Raw genomic sequence first — 17,306 nt, 5'->3', positions numbered from 1 at the left:
TTATTAATAGGTTTTTAACAATGAATAATTATTAGCGTAGTGTATAATTAATTAAAGAAAAGCAATAAAACGTATGCAGAAAAAAATAGACTATTCTATGATTTTCTATTATTGGACAAAGCATATAATCACTTTATAATCCATACGGTTCAGATGTAACGTGTAAATAAAAATTTTTAAGGAGGTAAAGAAGATGGCTTTATAACCCACACGGTTCAGATGTAACTATTAGAAGGTATAGACGGTAGCGGCAAGACAACATCTTTATAACCCACACGGTTCAGATGTAACGTTGACAGTTCTCAAAGATAATAATACTCTTGCAGTGTCTTTATAACCCACACGGTTCAGATGTAACGAATACTTTACATCTTCTCCAAACTCAGACGAAAACTCTTTATAACCCACACGGTTCAGATGTAACTTTTCTATCAATAGAAAATTTCCGTCCGAGATAATCCTTTCTAACCCACACGGTTCAGATGTAACTGGTGTTAAGTTGTATGTCTTGGTTGAAAATTGATACTTTCTAACCCACACGGTTCAGATGTAACAATCGTTTTTATATCAATTTTTAGCTTTATTTTATGCTTTATAACCCACACGGTTCAGATGTAACTTATCTTATACTTCATAAAAGACTTAGCAATCCTTTCTTTATAACCCACACGGTTCAGATGGAACAGCTTGCGAAGGCTGTATCAAGTGCGTTATACCTTAACTTTATAACCCACACGGTTCAGATGGAACACTGTTTTTTTTGTTCTCAAGAGGTTTTTACCAAAACCTTTATAACCCACACGGTTCAGATGGAACAAATAAAAACCTTAAAAATGCCAAAAAGGAAGCTATTCTTTATAACCCACACGGTTCAGATGGAACAAAAAATGGAATACACAAGTTCACTCACCTTTATCTTCTTTATAACCCACACGGTTCAGATGGAACACCTAGAAAAACAAATAACCATACTAAACTCTATAGCCTTTATAACCCACACGGTTCAGATGGAACTCCAAGAAAAAATAATCCTAGTACCATGCTTAGTAACTTTATAACCCACACGGTTCAGATGGAACAGAGAAGCTATTGTAATGCCAGAGCAAGTATTACCGACTTTATAACCCACACGGTTCAGATGGAACGAAAAGAACAAGAACCACCCGAACAAGAACTGTCAAATCTTTATAACCCACACGGTTCAGATGGAACAAGCAGGTTTGTGTTGATAGATAGACTTAGCGATGAGACTTTATAACCCACACGGTTCAGATGGAACCCGTTAACTTTTAACTCAAAAATAAAATCGCTCACAACCTACTCTATCAATATTTTTATAACTATTATACCAAATATTTAAAAAACCTGCAAGTTGAAGTTTTTTGCAGCAAACCTCGATATACAGAAAATATATTATTATATTTTATCCTTTAACATCCCATCACAAGCCAACCGCTGAAAACCACAAACTCAGAAGCTCGCTGCAAATACCACTCCTTAACTTCCCGATCTCAAAAAATTTTAAAATAAAAAATTACAAATCTTCAAAAAATTAAGCATTAAAGAATTCAAAATTAAAAAATCTATTTCAACAAGCACTTACAACTACTTTTTAAAAAATCCATTCTAAACTATCACTACACAAGCTTAAATCAAACATCAAAAAATAAAATCACATTATCAATACTTTAGCTTTAATGACTTCTAAATCATCTCACTAAGTTATCAATCAATCAGATAAAAATCACTAAATAATTGATAAACCAAACTCCAACGTCTCACATCTCACGTTTCACGTCTCACGTTAAACAAGCTTGTGCAGATTACCTATTCAATTGCCAAGATTCAGTTAAAAAATTAAAAAGCTAATAATATACAAAAAATTTTCTACCTGTCAAGTAGAAAAAACAAGAGTGTTCCAAAATTCTCGTAAGCTTGCCTTTTCGTGTCATTCTAAGGCTGTAAGCCGAAGGATCTCCTCTTTTATTGTTATTTGAAAGGAAGAAAAGAACAAAAATAAGATTCTTCGCACAGCTACAGAATAACAACCTTGATTTTTACAAGCAGTTTCATTGATTACTTCCTCCATCTTTTCCTTTCCATTTTCTCTTCATACATTCTCCTATCAGCTAAGATTAGCATAAAATTTAAAATTTCTTCTTCATTTAAACTCTCTGGCTCTATTTCTTTTAAATTGACTACTCCATAGCTGAAAGAAAGATTGAAATCTTTAAAAGCTTCTTCAAAAACTTTTCTAACTTCTTCAATTCTGTCTTTATTTGAAAGATTTTCAATAACTACAACAAACTCATCACCGCCAATTCTTGCGATAATATCATAATCTCTGAATGTTTGTTTAAATAATTCTGCAACCTTTTTAAGAACCTCATCTCCTTTGGCATGCCCATAATTATCATTGATTGGTTTAAAATTATCAAGGTCTATAAATATTACTGAAAAATCTCTATTTTCTCTTAATCCTTTTTTAATTGACTTAACTACAAAATCTTCAAAATACTGTCTATTGTATAGACCTGTTAAAGAATCTTTTACTGCCATTTCATATGTTTCTTTATAGACTCTTTCTCTGTTAGCTATAAAATAATCGTATTTTTTAGTAACTTCATTAAGTAAGCTTTGGAGAATTTTTATTTTTACTTCTTCCCTCATCTTTCTTTCACCGCCAAAAGTAATGAAGTTTCGTTATAAAGTTTTAGCTTTTTATAATATTTGTCAGGTCCTATTTCTCCAAATGTAAAAAATCCAAACAATGGACAGTTTAATACTGACGTATAAATTTCTGGTTCTTGGTTTTGTTTATCTTCAAGAACATACTGCCTTGCTATACATGAAAAATTAACTGCAAAATCTGGATGATTTATAATACTTTTAATCTGTTTTGCAATTTTTAGATCTTCTTCAAGAAGTTCATCCGGCGTTGCAAAGGATAGTTTAAAATGTTGCCCTTCTTTTATTTGTCCGAAAAACTCTACATAATCTTTACTGACTTCTTTAAACGTTCTTAAAGTTGCAACATAGCCATCTTCTTCATCAAGAATATTTATTGGACAATACCATAGATATTTGATATCTGGATTTTCAAAATTTCCCAAAAAGTTTTGAACTATGTAAGAAAAATTTTTACCATCATCAACAGTGTAAAGTTTGTATCCATCGGCTTTTTTAATTTCATAAGTAATTCCATAGGGTTTAAAACCAAGAGCTACGCCAATGTTATAGTTTACATTATCAAATGTAAGAATAAAAAAACCATTTTTTATCACTGTATTATCTACAAACTGATAGGTTAACACTTCGTTATTTTCTTTATTTCCAGAAGATATGCCACCAATTATATTCTTTATAGGCCAATAATTTAGATTTTCTGAAAGTTTTTCAATAAAAAGTCCAAATTTTTCTTCACAGAAACCACCAATTATCACATGAAGCTTATCCTTAAAAGCATTTAGATAGTTTGAAGTTTTCTCTAATACATCTTCTTTATCAATATCTTCTACATAAAAAAGATTTATTTTTCCTTCTTTTTCAAACTTTATTACCGCTACAACAACTCCATCAACTATATTTTCATTTTCAAAAGCATTAACAGCATGAAAGCCGGCATAATTATTTGTTTGAAATATCTTTTCTATTAAGTAAGGCAAATCTTTATAGCCATATTTTGGATGGATAGAAAAAATCAGAAAATCATAACTATCAAATCTTTTATCTATCTTGTCCTTTAATTCTTTAAGAGCAAAGAAAAAAGATTTTTTGCTTGAAGAAAAAACTTCTACTATCATCTTACTCCCCTTTTCCAAATCTTACCATCACAATAGCCCATTGGGTTTCATTTGCACTTATCGGATTAAATTTCCATTTTTTTAAATATTTTATAACAGCTGTATCTATCTCTGTATCTCCTGTAATATTGATTAATTCCACTTTTTCAACGTTTCCGGATGGGCTAATCCATATTTTGGCTTTTACTGATGGCTGTGATATGGATGACGTAAGCTTTGGTGGAGGTGGCTTATATAATAAACTTCTGCTTAATGCCGTTCCTTCTACTGATTTGTCTATATCTGATAATTTTTGCCCAAAAGATAGACTTTCTTCTTGGTTTGATTTTTGTACCCCAGACCCTTCCGGATTTTTACCAATCTGGCTTAAAAGTTTTAGATTTTCATCTTCAATCTTTAATGTTTCTTTTTTTATATGAGATTCTTGATGTTTATCTTGAATTTTTTCTGCCGGCGTTGCTTTTGATACAATCTCTTTTTTCTCTATTTGATTTACTTGAGGCTTGTTAACCGGAAGATCTTTTTTCTCTTTATTTACAATAGGATTTTTAACTTTTACTTCTTCTTTTTTTGTCTGAACCGGTATTTTTTTGACTTCTACTTTTTCTATCTCTTTTCTTATTTCCTCAATTTTAATCTCAATGGGTTTTTGAGTATCTATACTTAAAGTCGGAAATGGAACGATTTTTAGAAAAATGTATAAGGTAATGTGAATTATTAACGATACCTGAATTCCAACTATTAAAATTTTCCTGTCTTCGTATAATGAGTTTTGCATACTTTAGCCGTGTGTGGTTAAGTAATGAAATATTAAATACAAAACTCCGATAAATATCAATAATTTTATAATGATTCTAAAAGCAAGACCAACTAATTTCATTACTAAATATGCTACGATAAGGATTATTACAAGTTTTATAAAATCTACGTCATTCATTACCTAATCCTCTTTGTGTATAAGTCCTGTTAGTTTGGAAAAAATTATAAAATTCTTCAGTTTGTTGTTTACTGACAAAAACTCCTAAGCGGCGTCATTCTGAGCATAGCGAAGAATCTCCTCTTTTCTCTTTATTCCTTTCAAATAACATTAAAAAAGAGATCCTTTGGCTTTGCAGCCTCAGGATGACGGACAAAAGTAATTTATCCTATTCTCTTAATTATTTCTTCTGTCATCTCAGCAGTGTTTACTCTTTTAGTACCGGGAGACCAGATATCGCCTGTTCTGTATCCATCTTCAAGAACTTTTTCTATTGCCCTTTCTATGTCTCTTGCAGCTTCTGGAACTTTACATGTTATTTCAAGCATCATTGCTGCAGATAAGATTGTTGCTATTGGATTTGCAATTCCTTTTCCTGCTATATCCGGTGCTGAACCGTGGATTGGCTCATAAAATGCATATCTTTCTCCAATGCTTGCAGATGGAAGCATTCCAAGACTGCCGGTTAAAGCTCCGGCTTCATCAGATATAATATCTCCAAAAATGTTTCCGGTTACTATCACGTCAAAATCTTTTGGCCTTCTGATAAGCTGCATAGCACAGTTATCTACATACATATGCTCAAGTTCTACATCTGCATAGTCAGCATGAACTTCGTTTACCACTTCTCTCCATAATCCGCTGACTTCTAAAACGTTTGCTTTATCTACGCTTGTAACTTTCTTTCTTCTATTTCTTGCAAGTTCAAAAGCAAGCTTAGCAATTCTTTTGACTTCGTGTTCATAATAAATCATTGTGTTATAGCCAACTCTTTCACCATTTCTAATTTCTCTTCCTCTTGGTTCTCCAAAGTAAACATCCCCTGTTAACTCTCTTAAAACTACTAAATCAACCCCTTTAATAATTTCTGGCTTGAGCGGTGAAGCATCTAATAAAGGTTCGTATGATTTTGCCGGTCTTATGTTTGCAAAAAGCTCAAGTTCTTTTCTGATTCTTAGCAATCCTTTCTCAGGTCTTTTGTCTGTTGGTAAGTTGTCCCATTTTTCACCACCTACAGCACCAAATAAAATTGCATCGCTTTCTTTACATATCTTTAATGTTTCCGGTGGTAATGGGTTTCCTGTCTCATCAATAGCAGCACCACCAACAAGCCCAAATTTGTACTCAAAAGTTAATCCATATTTTTTAGCTACTACATCAAGAACTTTTAATGCTGAGTCAATAATCTCCGGTCCAATTCCATCACCGGGTAAAACTGCAATTTTAAAATGTTTTTTCATATAAATCCTCCTACTTTATTTAAATTTTAAACTAATATGCCTAGGGCTAAAAATTCAATAAAAGTATGAGATTCTTCGCTTCGCTCAGAATGACAAATAAGGTAATTGTTAACATGCTTCCACTTTCTCTGTCATCCTGAGGCCGTAAGGCCGAAGGATCTCTTTTTTTAAATTCTATAAAACCACTAATTTCTCACCCCAAGGTATATACATCCTCCTACTTTATTTAAATTTTAAACTAATATCAAGCCATTTGGCAGAATGAATTACTGCTCCGGTTGATATAAAATCCGGTCCTGCTAATGCATAATCTCTTATATTTTCTATTGTTATATTTCCGGATACTTCAACAAGCTTTGACTTATTAATAAGTTTTACTGCTTTTTTTACATCTTCAGCAGACATGTTATCAAGCATGATAACATCAACAGGATTTTTTAATGCTTCTTCAAGCTGGTCAAAGTTTGAAACTTCAACTTCTATCTTAACCATCGGTGAGACTTTCTTTTTAATCTGATTTACTGCTTCTGTTATTGAACCGGCTAAAGCTATATGATTATCTTTTATCATTACCATGTCATAAAGTGCAAATCTGTGATTATCTCCACCACCAACTTTTACAGCGTACTTTTCAAAGGCTCTAAATCCTGGGGTCGTTTTTCTTGTGTCCAGTAGTTTAACACCTGTATCTTTTATTTTTTCTACGTATTTGTTTGTTAAGGTTGCTATTCCGGAAAGTCTTTGAACGATGTTTAAGCTTAATCTTTCAGCTTTTAAAATGCTTTTACCACTGCCATAGACTATAGCTAAAATGTCTCCTTTTTTTATGGACGCTCCATCTTTTACAAAATTTTCAAGCTTACAACCACCTACCAAATTATAAACTTCCTTTGCAAACTCAATTCCGGCTAATACTCCTTCTTCTTTTGCAATCATGTAAGCTTCTATATATCTATCTGTATCTAAACTATCTGTTGTTATATCCCGGTGTCCTATATCTTCTTCTAAAAACTCTAAAAGCTTTTTTCTTACGAAATTTTTGTCCAGCATCTTAGAACGGTCTCACAATTACTAAAATCACTATTAAAATTAACAATACTGTTGGTATTTCGTTGTATATTCTGAAAAATTTGCCGGATTTATCGCATGCATCTTTTTCAAACCTTCTTCTAACATATTCATTATGAAAGAAATAAGCTATCAAAATCGCCACTAATGTTAGCTTTGCATGAAGCCATCCGCCGGATTTAAAAAGCCCAGGGTTCATAAATATCATGCTTAAGCCTGTAATTAGAGTAATGACAAACGCCGGAATTCCGATTACATAAAAAAGTCTCTTTTCCATTATCTTAACAATCTTAACAAACTCTTTATTATCTTTGTTTTCTGCATGATAGACAAAAAGCCTTGGCAGATAAAATAAAACCGCCATCCAAGAAACCATAAAGATTATATGTATAGCTTTTATCCATAGATACATTCGCAAACTCCTAAGTGTGTTTGTTTATCTATTATATAATATCAAAAAAGCACTGTAAAAACTTTTGTAGGTTTATCTTTGCATAAGTAGTTAATGAATTGCCGTTGTAATGAATGAGTAAGAGAAAATGGATGGAGATTCTTTACCGGCTGCAGAATGACAATGTTGATTTTTGTAAACGGAGGCGTTACTCCTTTAGAAAACGTTGAAATTTTGTAAAAAAATAGCTAACAGTTCTAAATTTTCTGTAATACAGTCATAAAGTAAGCAACTTATCTTTAATCAAATCTACAGTATATTTTAGCTTTCTATCTTTTTCTATCATTTCCTTTATTTTATTTGCAGCGTTTAAAATTGTTGTATGGTCTTTTCTATGAAAATGTCTTGCTATTGAAGATAATGATTCATTAGTTAACTCTTTTGACAAGTATATTGCTATCTGTCTTGCAAGTACAGATTTTTTATCTCTTGAGCTTCCAACTATTTCTTTTATATCAATATTGAAATAATTACATACTTCATTTTGAATTCTCTCTACAGTTAACGGCTGTACTTCATTTGCTTCTAATACATCTTTTAATATAGTTCTTGCAACGTCTAAAGTTATTGGTCTGCCCATTATTTCGCTGTAAACTTTCAACCTTTTTATCGAACCTTCCAGTTCTCTAACGCTTGTATTTACTGTTTTTGCAATAAATAGAACTACATCCCTTGAGAACTCTATGTTTAATTCTTTCATTTTCTTTAGTGTTATGTTAATCTTTGTTTCTAAATCCGGCTTGGTTATTTCAACAATTAACCCACTGCTAAATCTGCTTATCAATCTTTTTTCTATTCCGTTTAATTTAGAAGGTGGTTGGTCTGAGGATAAAATGATCTGTTTTCCAAGGCTGTATAAAACGTTAAAAATATGATAGAACTCTATTTGTGTTCTTTCCTTTCCAACTAAAAATTGTATATCGTCAATAAGTAGAAGGTCTACTTCTCTGTACTTTTTCCTAAACTCTAAAATCATTCCTTTTTCTAAGTATGAAAAGAGCTCAGAAGCAAACGTGTCTGCTGTTGTGTAAATGATTTTTGCTGTTGAGTTTTTTGCAAGGATATAATAAGCTGTTCCCTGTAATAAATGAGTTTTACCAAGTCCAACATCTCCGTAAATAAAAAGTGGATTATAAATTTTTCCTAAATTTTCTGCAGCAGCTAAACAAGCTTGAAATGCAACTTTATTATTATTTCCAACCACAAGATTATCAAAAGTATATTTTGGATTTAATGATAAATATTGGTAAAAATCTGCTTCTTCAAAGTTTTTTAAACTCTTGTCTTTCTTTGCTTTTTTTAGAGAGTTATCCTTTAAAGAAATAACATGGATTTTTACGTTTCTCCCAACAACTTTATTCGCTGAAATTTCTATATTTTCTAACATTTCTGTCTCTATCCAACTTTTGTAAATGTTGTCTGGAGTATAGATATATATATTTCCTTCGTTGTAGTATACCTCTTCAAGAGAATTTAGTATTGTATACGATGTGTTATCAATTTTTCCCTTTAGGTCATATAAAATAGATTGCCAAAGTTTAGACTCGGTAATGTTGACGTTTGAAATATTTTCAGCATTATTTTTACTCAAATCCATTCTCCACTCCTTTATTCGTTTTAGGGATATCCATTATATTTCCCTTTGGATAGATTTTAAAAATTTTTTTATTTGACTTTTAAAATTTTTGTGATAGAATAAATAAAATTATATAATTTGGAAAAAATATAAGTTTAACAAAGACTTGGTTGATTTTTACTTGAAAAATCTTGTTTATTTCATTAAGAAAATTTAACGACTTAAAACACTCTTCAGACTAAAGTCTTTCAGGATGACACGGAAAGGTAAGCTTACGAAAATTTAGAAACACCCTTAAGCCGTAACAGAAAAACGTTTCACTTCTTATGTTTCATGCCCCAGGTTTGAAAGATAATCTCTTAACTCTTGTCTTTTATCTGTAATGACAAACGCTTCTTGGACTGTTGACCCTTTTTTTAGCAATAACTTTGCACCTGTTTCAGTGTCATACTGATATTTTATAATTTTATCCCCTTTTTGAGCCTTTGGACTTGTGTATATTCTTCCTGGTATTACGGACTTAGCAAGCCCCATTTCTACCAGAGCCTGCAAGTCCTTTTCAAAATCCTCAATGATAGAGTGTTCTCTTTTTACGCCTTTTTTTCTGTATTTCATTTTAGAATGGTTTTTCTGGAACGCTTTCCCAATCTTTTAAAAATCTTTCTAAGCCAATATCTGTAAGTGGATGTTTGGCCAGTTGTGCAATTACACTGTATGGAATTGTTGCTATATCTGCTCCAATCATTGCGGATTCTATTACATGAACAGGATTTCTGACAGATGCTACAATAATTTCAGATTTAAAATTATAATTATCTTTGATTTGCTTGATTTGTCTTATTAAATCCATACCGGTATGGCTAATATCATCCAATCTGCCTACAAAAGGAGATATATAAGATGCTCCAACCTTCATAGCTAATAAAGCTTGGGCTGGAGAGAATACCAATGTAACGTTAGTCTTTATTCCTTTACTTTCAAAGTAACTTACCGCCTTTAAACCTTCCGGCGTCATTGGAATCTTGATAACAACATTTTTACCAAGTTCTGCAAGCTTTTCGCCTTCTTTAATCATGCCTTCTGCATCTGTGCTTGCAACTTCCAAGCTAACTGGTCTATCCGGCACTTCTGCCAATATGCCTTTTACCACATCCCAAAATGGTTTTTTAACCTTTGCGATTAATGTTGGATTAGTTGTTACTCCATCAAGAAAATGTAATCTGTTTGCTTCTCTAATTTCATTCACATCTGCTGTATCGATGAAAAACTTCATTTATTATTACCTCCTATTATGTTTTTGTAATTTTCATAAAATCTTGTGTTTAGCCAGTTAATATCAAACCATTCTACCGGATTAACCTCTATTCCGTTAACCAAAACTCCGTAATGTAAATGGTCTCCTACAGCCAATCCTGTCGTTCCTGTTTTTCCTATATACTGACCTTTTTTTACTGTTTTACCTTCTTTAACTGCAATTTCACTTAAATGAGAGTATAACGTATAAACACAAAGACCATGGTCAATAATTATACTATTGCCATATATACCCAAAAATCCAGTAAAAACAACTTTTCCGTTGTTAGATGCTTTAACCGGTGCATTTTTTACAGACGCAAAATCAAACCCTTTATGATAAGCATCTGCTCCTTCAATGATTTTACCGTTATATCTGTATTTTCTATAATCAGCAAAACCGCCAAGCTTTGCAGCATTTTCTAAATATATAAACTCTCCTTCAAACATCGGATACACATTTTTACATTCACTTGCAATCTTATGGATAAGGCTTTCATTTTTGTTTCTTATAACGGTATTAACATACTTGAACAATTCAATTTTATCCGGAATGTCTTTATCTGAAAGTGGCTTTATTTTTGTGTCTATAAAATTATCATCAATATCTAAAGTGGATTGTGAGTAATTTACTTTTTTGAAATTGTAAGGAATTGAATTTACTGTTTTATTATCTGCATTGTCTAATGCTTCTAAATAGATAGGTTTTTTATCATTATAAAAATAAGGGAGGCTAAAAGGACATACATAAGTGTTATTTAAGTTTAAACATTTAAAACTAAGATTTTCTATCTTTATGTTTAAAGATTTTAAGTCTTCGGACGATTTAGCAAATACAAAACCTGTTCCGCCGTTTATTAAGTTTTGAGTGAATGCTAATATAGAAATTGAAGGTGGTGTAAAATCAATTTTAACATCTTTTGTCAATACTTTTGTATTTTTAAGTACGGAACCATCTCTTGCTTCTATCTCTAAAACAGCATCTCCTTCAATCAAGCCAAGACTCTTGGGTTTAATATTTACATTTAAAAATACCTCTTTTTGATTATCCATACTTTGTTCAAAAACTTTAATTTTATGATTATTTTGTGAAATATATACCTTTAAATCTCTTATACCCGGCTTATCGTCTGAGGCTTTAACTGATATAACAGCATTCTCTCCCAAAGACAGGGTTTTATTCAGTACTGTAATCTCAGGCTTTGAAAAGTTTATTTTTCCTAAGATGAATAAAATAATAAACCCTATTAAAATAAGTAGGATTAAAAATAAGCTTTTTTTCATCTACACTCCTTCATTTATTTGTCTTGTTAAGAAAGATTTTCTTGCTATGTATTTGTTGTAAGCATCTATGTAGGCTTTAATGCTTGCTTCTATTATGTCTGTAGATGTTCCTTTTCCGGAGGCTATGTGCTCAGAATCTTCGAATCTGACAATAACTCTCACTTCACCCATTGCATCTTTACCTGAGCTTAAAGACCTGATAGTGTAGTCCATAAGCTTTCCTTTTATGTTTAAAGCTTTTTCCAAAGCATTGAATGCACAGTCTATCGGACCATCTCCGCATGCGGTTGAGATTACCTCTTGCCCTTCCTTTTCTATCTTTACAGTCGCAGTTGGAATAACGTTATCACCGCTGATTACATGGAAGTATTTTAGTTTTGCCTCTTGGTCAAACTCTGAAAACTCTTCTAAGATTAAAGCTTCTATATCTTCATCAAATACTTCTTTTTTCTTGTCTGCTAGTTTTTTAAACTTTTGGAACAATGTGTCTATTTCACTTTCTGATAAGGTTGTATAGCCAAGCTCTTCCAATCTTGCTTTAAATGCATGTCTTCCGGAGTGTTTTCCAAGAACAATTTTAGATTTTGGTACACCTACATCCTCAGCTCTCATTATTTCATAAGTTTCTCTATGTGCAAGAATTCCATGTTGATGTATACCTGCTTCGTGGGCAAAAGCATTATCTCCAACGATTGCTTTGTTTGGTTGCACAAAACTTCCTGTAATTCTGCATAATAATCTACTTGTCTTGTAAATTTCTTTTGTGTTTATAGTTGTATAAACATCTTTAAAGTAATCATGTCTTACTTTTATAGCCATTACAACTTCTTCAAGTGCAGCATTACCAGCCCTTTCACCAATTCCATTTATAGTTGCGTGAACCTGTCTTGCTCCATTTTTTACAGCAGAGAGGGAGTTTGCAACCGCTAATCCTAAATCGTTATGACAGTGAACGCTAATTACAGCCTTATCTATATTTGGGACGTTATTTTTAATATCTGCTATCAACTTTCCAAACTCTTCCGGAATAGCATAACCAACAGTATCAGGAACATTTATCGTCTTAGCTCCTGCATCTATAACAGCTTCAAAAACTCTATACAAAAATTCTCTTTCAGACCTAAAAGCATCTTCCGCAGAAAATTCAACATCATCTGTAAATTTTAAAGCATACTTTATTGCTTTTACAGCTCTTTCTAAAACTTCCTCCGGCTTCATTCTTAACTTATACTGCATATGAATAGGAGATGTTGCTATAAATGTATGAATTCTTCTGTTTTCTGCTGGAGATAGGGCTTCTCCTGCTTTTTCTATGTCTGACTCTAATGCCCTTGCCAAGGAGCAAACTTTTGCATTTTTTACTTCCTGGGCAACTCTTTTAATAGCTTCAAAATCTCCTTCAGATGCAGCAGCAAAACCAGCCTCAATAACATCAACGCCGAGTTTTTCAAGCTGTAAAGCCATCTTTACTTTTTCTTCAACTGTCATTGAGAAACCAGGTGCTTGTTCACCATCTCTTAAAGTTGTATCAAATATAATTAACTTTTCCATTTTGATCCTCCATAAAGTTATAAAAAAGCATTATTAATAAAAGATAAAATATGATAACATAATAAGAAATTCAAGAAAAATGCGCTATGGAGAGTGCAAAACTGTTCCAAAATTCTCGTAAGCTTACCTTTTCGTGTCATCCTGAAGCTGTAAGCTGAAGGATCTCCTCTTTTTAAAATAAGAATAAATGAGATTCTTCGCTTCGCTCAGAATGACAATGTGGATTTTAGGAATAGTCTCTATTTAGAAAGTGCTGTAAAATTTTAGTAAGTTTTAAGTTTATCTTTGACGGTCATCATGGGGGCTTTAGTTCGAAGAATTTCTTTTTTTAAGAAAGTAAAAGTTAGAGACAATTCATGAATTGCTGTTATAGCGTAAATGATAGTTAATTAATTTTTTTCAACAAAAAGATTTTATCAAAGGCCCCCCGAAAAGGGGGACACTCTAAGGGTTTTATTTCATTCTTCTTATTCTTCTTGCTAACACGTAGGTTGGGACAAGTAGCCATGTAAAGATGTTCCACAGGCCTGTCATAGGAGATACGGAGCCAACCATAGAACATCCGCCACCGCCACCACCAGAAGTGCTACCACTGCCAGTACCAGAGCCGCTACCAGAACCACCGCCACTATTGCTTGCTGTAAAGTTAGCGGAGCATGTTTTGTTAGCGGTGATGTTTATGCTGCATGTTGTATTGGTGCCACAACCAGAGCAATCACCAGTCCATCCTGCAAAGGTATAGCCAGTGTTTGGTGTAGCGGTCAGTGCTACTGTACCTGAGAAGTCTATAGAGCATGCAGAGCCACCGGAGCCACAGTTTATACCCCCAGGGCTTGATGCAACATTTCCGTTTGTAGGTTTTGGACTAATGAACAGAATGTAGCCAGACGTCAAACCAGCAGACAATCTTGCCACAAAGGCGTCATAGCGACCGCCCAAGCTTCCCTGTGCCCCGCCAGAAGTATTAGGAAAGTCGGTGGAATAAGTTCCTCCTACTACATAGATATCACCAGTTGAAGGATGAATAGCAAGAGCATTAGCCCAATCATTATTGCTTCCACCTAGGTAGGTAGACTGAATGATTTGAGTAAGGTTTGAGTTTAGTCTTGCAACGAAAGCATCGCTATTGCCTGCATAACTTCCCTGTGCTCCACCGGTAGTTTTAGGAAAGTCGCTTGAATCAGTCCATCCTGCTACATAAATATCACCCGTTGAAGGATGAATAGCAATGGTATCAGTCTTATCTTTATCGCTTCCTCCCAGGTAAGTAGACTGGATAATCTGAGTAAGGTTTGAGTTTAGTCTTGCAACGAAAGCGTCATAATCTCCACCACCAAAGCTTCCCTGTACTCCACCAGTAGTATTAGGAAGGTTGGTTGAGCTAGTCTTTCCTGTTATATAGATATCACCGGTTGAAGGGTGAATAGCAAGGGCAAGAGCCATATCATCATTGCTTCCACCTAAATAGGTAGACTGGATGATTTGAGTAAGATTAGAGTTTAATCTTGTAACGAAAGCATCATTATTGCCAGCATTACTTTTCTGTGCTCCAGTGGCGAGAAGATCGGTAGAATTAGTGTAACCTGCTACATAAATATCACCAGTTGAAGGGTGAATAGCAAGGGAGCCGACCACATCAATCTTACTTCCACCTAAATAGGTAGACTGGATGATTTGAGTAAGATTTGAATTTAATCTTGCAACGAAAGCGTCGTTAACGCCTCCACCATAACTTCCCTGTGCTCCACCGGTAGTGTTGGGGAAATTAGTGGATTCAGTTCCTCCTACTACGTAGATATCACCCGTTGCGGGATGAATGATAAGCTCATTGATCCAATCATCCTTACTTCCACCTAAATAGGTAGACTGAATGATTTGAGTAAGGTTTGAGTTTAGTCTTGCAACGAAAGCATCGCTATTGCCTGCATAACTTCCCTGTGCTCCACCGGTAGTTTTAGGAAAGTCGCTTGAATCAGTCCATCCTGCTACATAAATATCACCCGTTGAAGGATGAATAGCAATGGTAGTGGCAAAATCGGAATCGCTCCCACCCAGATAGGTAGACTGGATAATCTGAGTAAGGTTTGAGTTTAGTCTTGATACAAAGGCATCGATACCGATGCTTCCGCCACCAAGGCTTCCCTGCGCTCCGCCGGTAGTTTTAGGAAAGTTGGTTGAAGAGGTAACTCCCGCCACATAGATATCACCTGTTGTAGGATGAATAGTAAGGGTGTATGCGGTATCGCCATCACTTCCCCCCCAAATATGTAGACTGTAAGATTGGGTCAATCACAATAGGCAAGCTTGGGTCTGCTTTTGCAACCACAAAGCTGTAGCGGTTTTTATCAATTAGCTTGTATGAGACTTCTACTGGAAGTTTTTTGCCGTCTTTTTCCTGCCATGCTACAGGCTTGGATAGCTTTAAATCTCCCAAATCAGTTTTGATAATTATCTCTCCATCCTTGGAAAGCTTTAAACCTTTTGCACCATTTAGCTGTACTTGAATTTTAGAAGGGTCAGCACCAGGCTTGACGTAAAATAACCTTTCTACTGTCTTTTGAGTAGCTTTCAGCTTTACTTCTATTCCAGACCATACTTCACCTAAAGAAACATACCTGTAAGTAGAAAGTCCAGATTTGTGCTTGGAAGGGTCGTTGCCTATAAAGTAGTTTACTTTTGTTCCAAGCTCCTCTTCTCCCTTTATAGCTTGAACCTTACCATCTACCCAGCGTTCAGAAACCACCCAGCTTTTGGTAGGACATGTTTTGATTTTTGCTGTTTTTTCTTTACATTCTTCTTTCTTGACTGCTACATGCAAAAGCTCACCATCCTTAGTCACCCATGTAGTGCCAAAATATCCCGGAGCAGAAAAGAGAGCTCTTTGATCCCACTGTCCTTCGTTTTTAACCCATCCACGCTCCAAGGTAGCAAGCTTAGCAGAAACAGCTTCCTTGGAAGGCATTGAAGGAGTAGATGAAGGATTTGTCTTAGCCAAGCTTCTCAAAGCAGTTGATTGACTGCCTGCAAACCAAACTAAAAACGGCAAGCCTACAATCAGCGCAAGAGTTAAAAACGCTTTTTTTGACATGACTTAACCTCCATGCAAAATTTTTCCACTTAATACAACTAACTCTTTCAATTAAAAAATAATCTTCAATCAGCTAACCCCCCTTCAAAGAATGGCTGGAATACTTTAACAAAGTAGGTTTTATTCCCCTCAAATGGTTATTCTTTTGCTATTTTTTAGAGTCAATTTATATTATACACAATCATTTTATCTTTATACAAAATTTAAACTAGTTATTTGGAAAAAGTATGATATAAATCATAAATCTGTTGGGGGATGTTCCAAAATTTTTGTAAACTTACCTTTCCTTGCCTTACTGAGGCCAAAGGCTGAAGGATCTCTTTTTGATTTTTTGACTTGAAAAGAAAAACAGGAGATTTTTTGCTTCGCTCAGAAATATGGTTTTTAACTTTAATCAACGAAAACCTTAATCTTTGTCTAAGAATATTCTTGATGCTGTTGTTCCTCTTTGACCTTGATACTTACCTCTATATGGTTTTTCCGACCTATCTTCCATTTTTGCAAAAACAAGCTGACAGATTCGCATTCCAGGATAAATTTTTATTGGAATACTGTTTGCATTGTAAAACTCTAAGGTTATGTTGCCTTCAAATCCAGCATCCACCCAGCCGGCATTTTCAATAAATAAGCCAAGTCTTCCTAAGGAAGACCTTCCTTCTACAAATGCAGTCAAAAAGTCCGGAAGTTTTATATACTCTATCGTTGTAGCAAGAACAAACTGTTTTGGTTTGATGATAAACCCTTCTTCTGTAGCTATCTCTTTTATAAGTCTATTGGAAAAATAAGGGTCTCTTACATCTATTATTTCTATGTCTTCTGGATAAATCAAAAACTCATTTCCAAGCCTTAAATCAACAGAAGAGGGCTGAATTTGGATGTCATCAATAGGATTTATCTCAAGTAAACCTTCGCTTATATATTTTCTAATTGTCTTGTCATTTAAAATCATTGTACTATATTATAACAAAATTTTTT

At 33.9% G+C, this 17,306-nt stretch carries 15 protein-coding genes and 1 CRISPR repeat array; all 15 genes read right to left on the bottom strand.

Translation table 11 applies throughout. From position 1 onward, the window contains the following. Positions 1-131: 131 nt before the first annotated feature. Positions 132-1,279: a CRISPR direct-repeat array (repeat unit 29 nt; unit sequence CTTTATAACCCACACGGTTCAGATGGAAC). A 797-nt stretch (positions 1,280-2,076) separates the two neighbouring features. Continuing rightward, positions 2,077-2,670, bottom strand: coding sequence for a GGDEF domain-containing protein (locus Q0929_RS04060; RefSeq protein ID WP_299238290.1), 594 nt, complete (start codon positions 2,668-2,670; stop codon positions 2,077-2,079). After that, positions 2,667-3,803: an FIST C-terminal domain-containing protein gene (locus tag Q0929_RS04055; protein WP_299238289.1), complete on the bottom strand. Its 1,137-nt coding sequence runs from the start codon at positions 3,801-3,803 to the stop codon at positions 2,667-2,669. The genes Q0929_RS04060 and Q0929_RS04055 overlap by 4 nt, the downstream gene beginning before the upstream one ends. A 1-nt stretch (position 3,804) precedes the next feature. Continuing rightward, positions 3,805-4,581: a TonB family protein gene (locus Q0929_RS04050; protein ID WP_299238288.1), complete on the bottom strand. Its 777-nt coding sequence runs from the start codon at positions 4,579-4,581 to the stop codon at positions 3,805-3,807. 3 nt (positions 4,582-4,584) lie between these two features. After that, positions 4,585-4,740 (bottom strand): hypothetical protein, encoded by a 156-nt coding sequence (locus tag Q0929_RS04045; protein ID WP_299238287.1) that lies wholly within the window; start codon positions 4,738-4,740, stop codon positions 4,585-4,587. A gap of 203 nt (positions 4,741-4,943) precedes the next feature. Next, positions 4,944-6,020 (bottom strand): 3-isopropylmalate dehydrogenase, encoded by a 1,077-nt coding sequence (gene leuB / locus Q0929_RS04040; RefSeq protein ID WP_299238286.1) that lies wholly within the window; start codon positions 6,018-6,020, stop codon positions 4,944-4,946. Positions 6,021-6,242: 222 nt separating this feature from the next. Beyond that, on the bottom strand, positions 6,243-7,070 hold the full coding sequence (gene nadC, locus Q0929_RS04035; protein WP_299238285.1) for a carboxylating nicotinate-nucleotide diphosphorylase: 828 nt from the start codon (positions 7,068-7,070) through the stop codon (positions 6,243-6,245). 1 nt (position 7,071) lies between these two features. Next, positions 7,072-7,500, bottom strand: coding sequence for a protoporphyrinogen oxidase HemJ (gene hemJ / locus Q0929_RS04030; protein ID WP_299238284.1), 429 nt, complete (start codon positions 7,498-7,500; stop codon positions 7,072-7,074). A gap of 256 nt (positions 7,501-7,756) precedes the next feature. Continuing rightward, on the bottom strand, positions 7,757-9,136 hold the full coding sequence (gene dnaA / locus Q0929_RS04025; protein ID WP_299238283.1) for a chromosomal replication initiator protein DnaA: 1,380 nt from the start codon (positions 9,134-9,136) through the stop codon (positions 7,757-7,759). Positions 9,137-9,439: 303 nt separating this feature from the next. After that, positions 9,440-9,730, bottom strand: a complete 291-nt coding sequence (locus tag Q0929_RS04020; protein ID WP_299238282.1) for a DUF2103 domain-containing protein — start codon at positions 9,728-9,730, stop codon at positions 9,440-9,442. A gap of 1 nt (position 9,731) precedes the next feature. Beyond that, a complete protein-coding gene (gene fsa, locus Q0929_RS04015) occupies positions 9,732-10,388 on the bottom strand; it encodes a fructose-6-phosphate aldolase (protein WP_299238281.1) in 657 nt (218 codons plus the stop codon). Further along, on the bottom strand, positions 10,385-11,692 hold the full coding sequence (locus Q0929_RS04010; RefSeq protein ID WP_299238280.1) for a M23 family metallopeptidase: 1,308 nt from the start codon (positions 11,690-11,692) through the stop codon (positions 10,385-10,387). The genes fsa and Q0929_RS04010 overlap by 4 nt, the downstream gene beginning before the upstream one ends. Then, on the bottom strand, positions 11,693-13,243 hold the full coding sequence (locus Q0929_RS04005; protein WP_299238279.1) for a 2-isopropylmalate synthase: 1,551 nt from the start codon (positions 13,241-13,243) through the stop codon (positions 11,693-11,695). A 453-nt stretch (positions 13,244-13,696) separates the two neighbouring features. Then, positions 13,697-15,439 carry an SBBP repeat-containing protein gene (locus Q0929_RS04000; protein WP_299238278.1) on the bottom strand — a complete coding sequence of 581 codons (1,743 nt, stop codon included), beginning with the start codon at positions 15,437-15,439 and terminating at the stop codon, positions 13,697-13,699. 52 nt (positions 15,440-15,491) lie between these two features. Further along, a complete protein-coding gene (locus Q0929_RS03995; RefSeq protein WP_299238277.1) occupies positions 15,492-16,331 on the bottom strand; it encodes a hypothetical protein in 840 nt (279 codons plus the stop codon). Between the two features lie 406 nt (positions 16,332-16,737). Then, the gene (dcd, locus tag Q0929_RS03990) at positions 16,738-17,280 is read right to left on the bottom strand and encodes a dCTP deaminase (protein WP_299228474.1); all 543 of its coding nucleotides are present in this window, start codon (positions 17,278-17,280) and stop codon (positions 16,738-16,740) included. Positions 17,281-17,306 lie beyond the last annotated feature (26 nt).

Source organism: Sulfurihydrogenibium sp. (assembly GCF_028276765.1).
In the GTDB taxonomy this organism is placed as follows: Bacteria; Aquificota; Aquificia; order Aquificales; family Hydrogenothermaceae; genus Sulfurihydrogenibium.
This window is presented reverse-complemented; position numbering and strand designations above follow the sequence as displayed.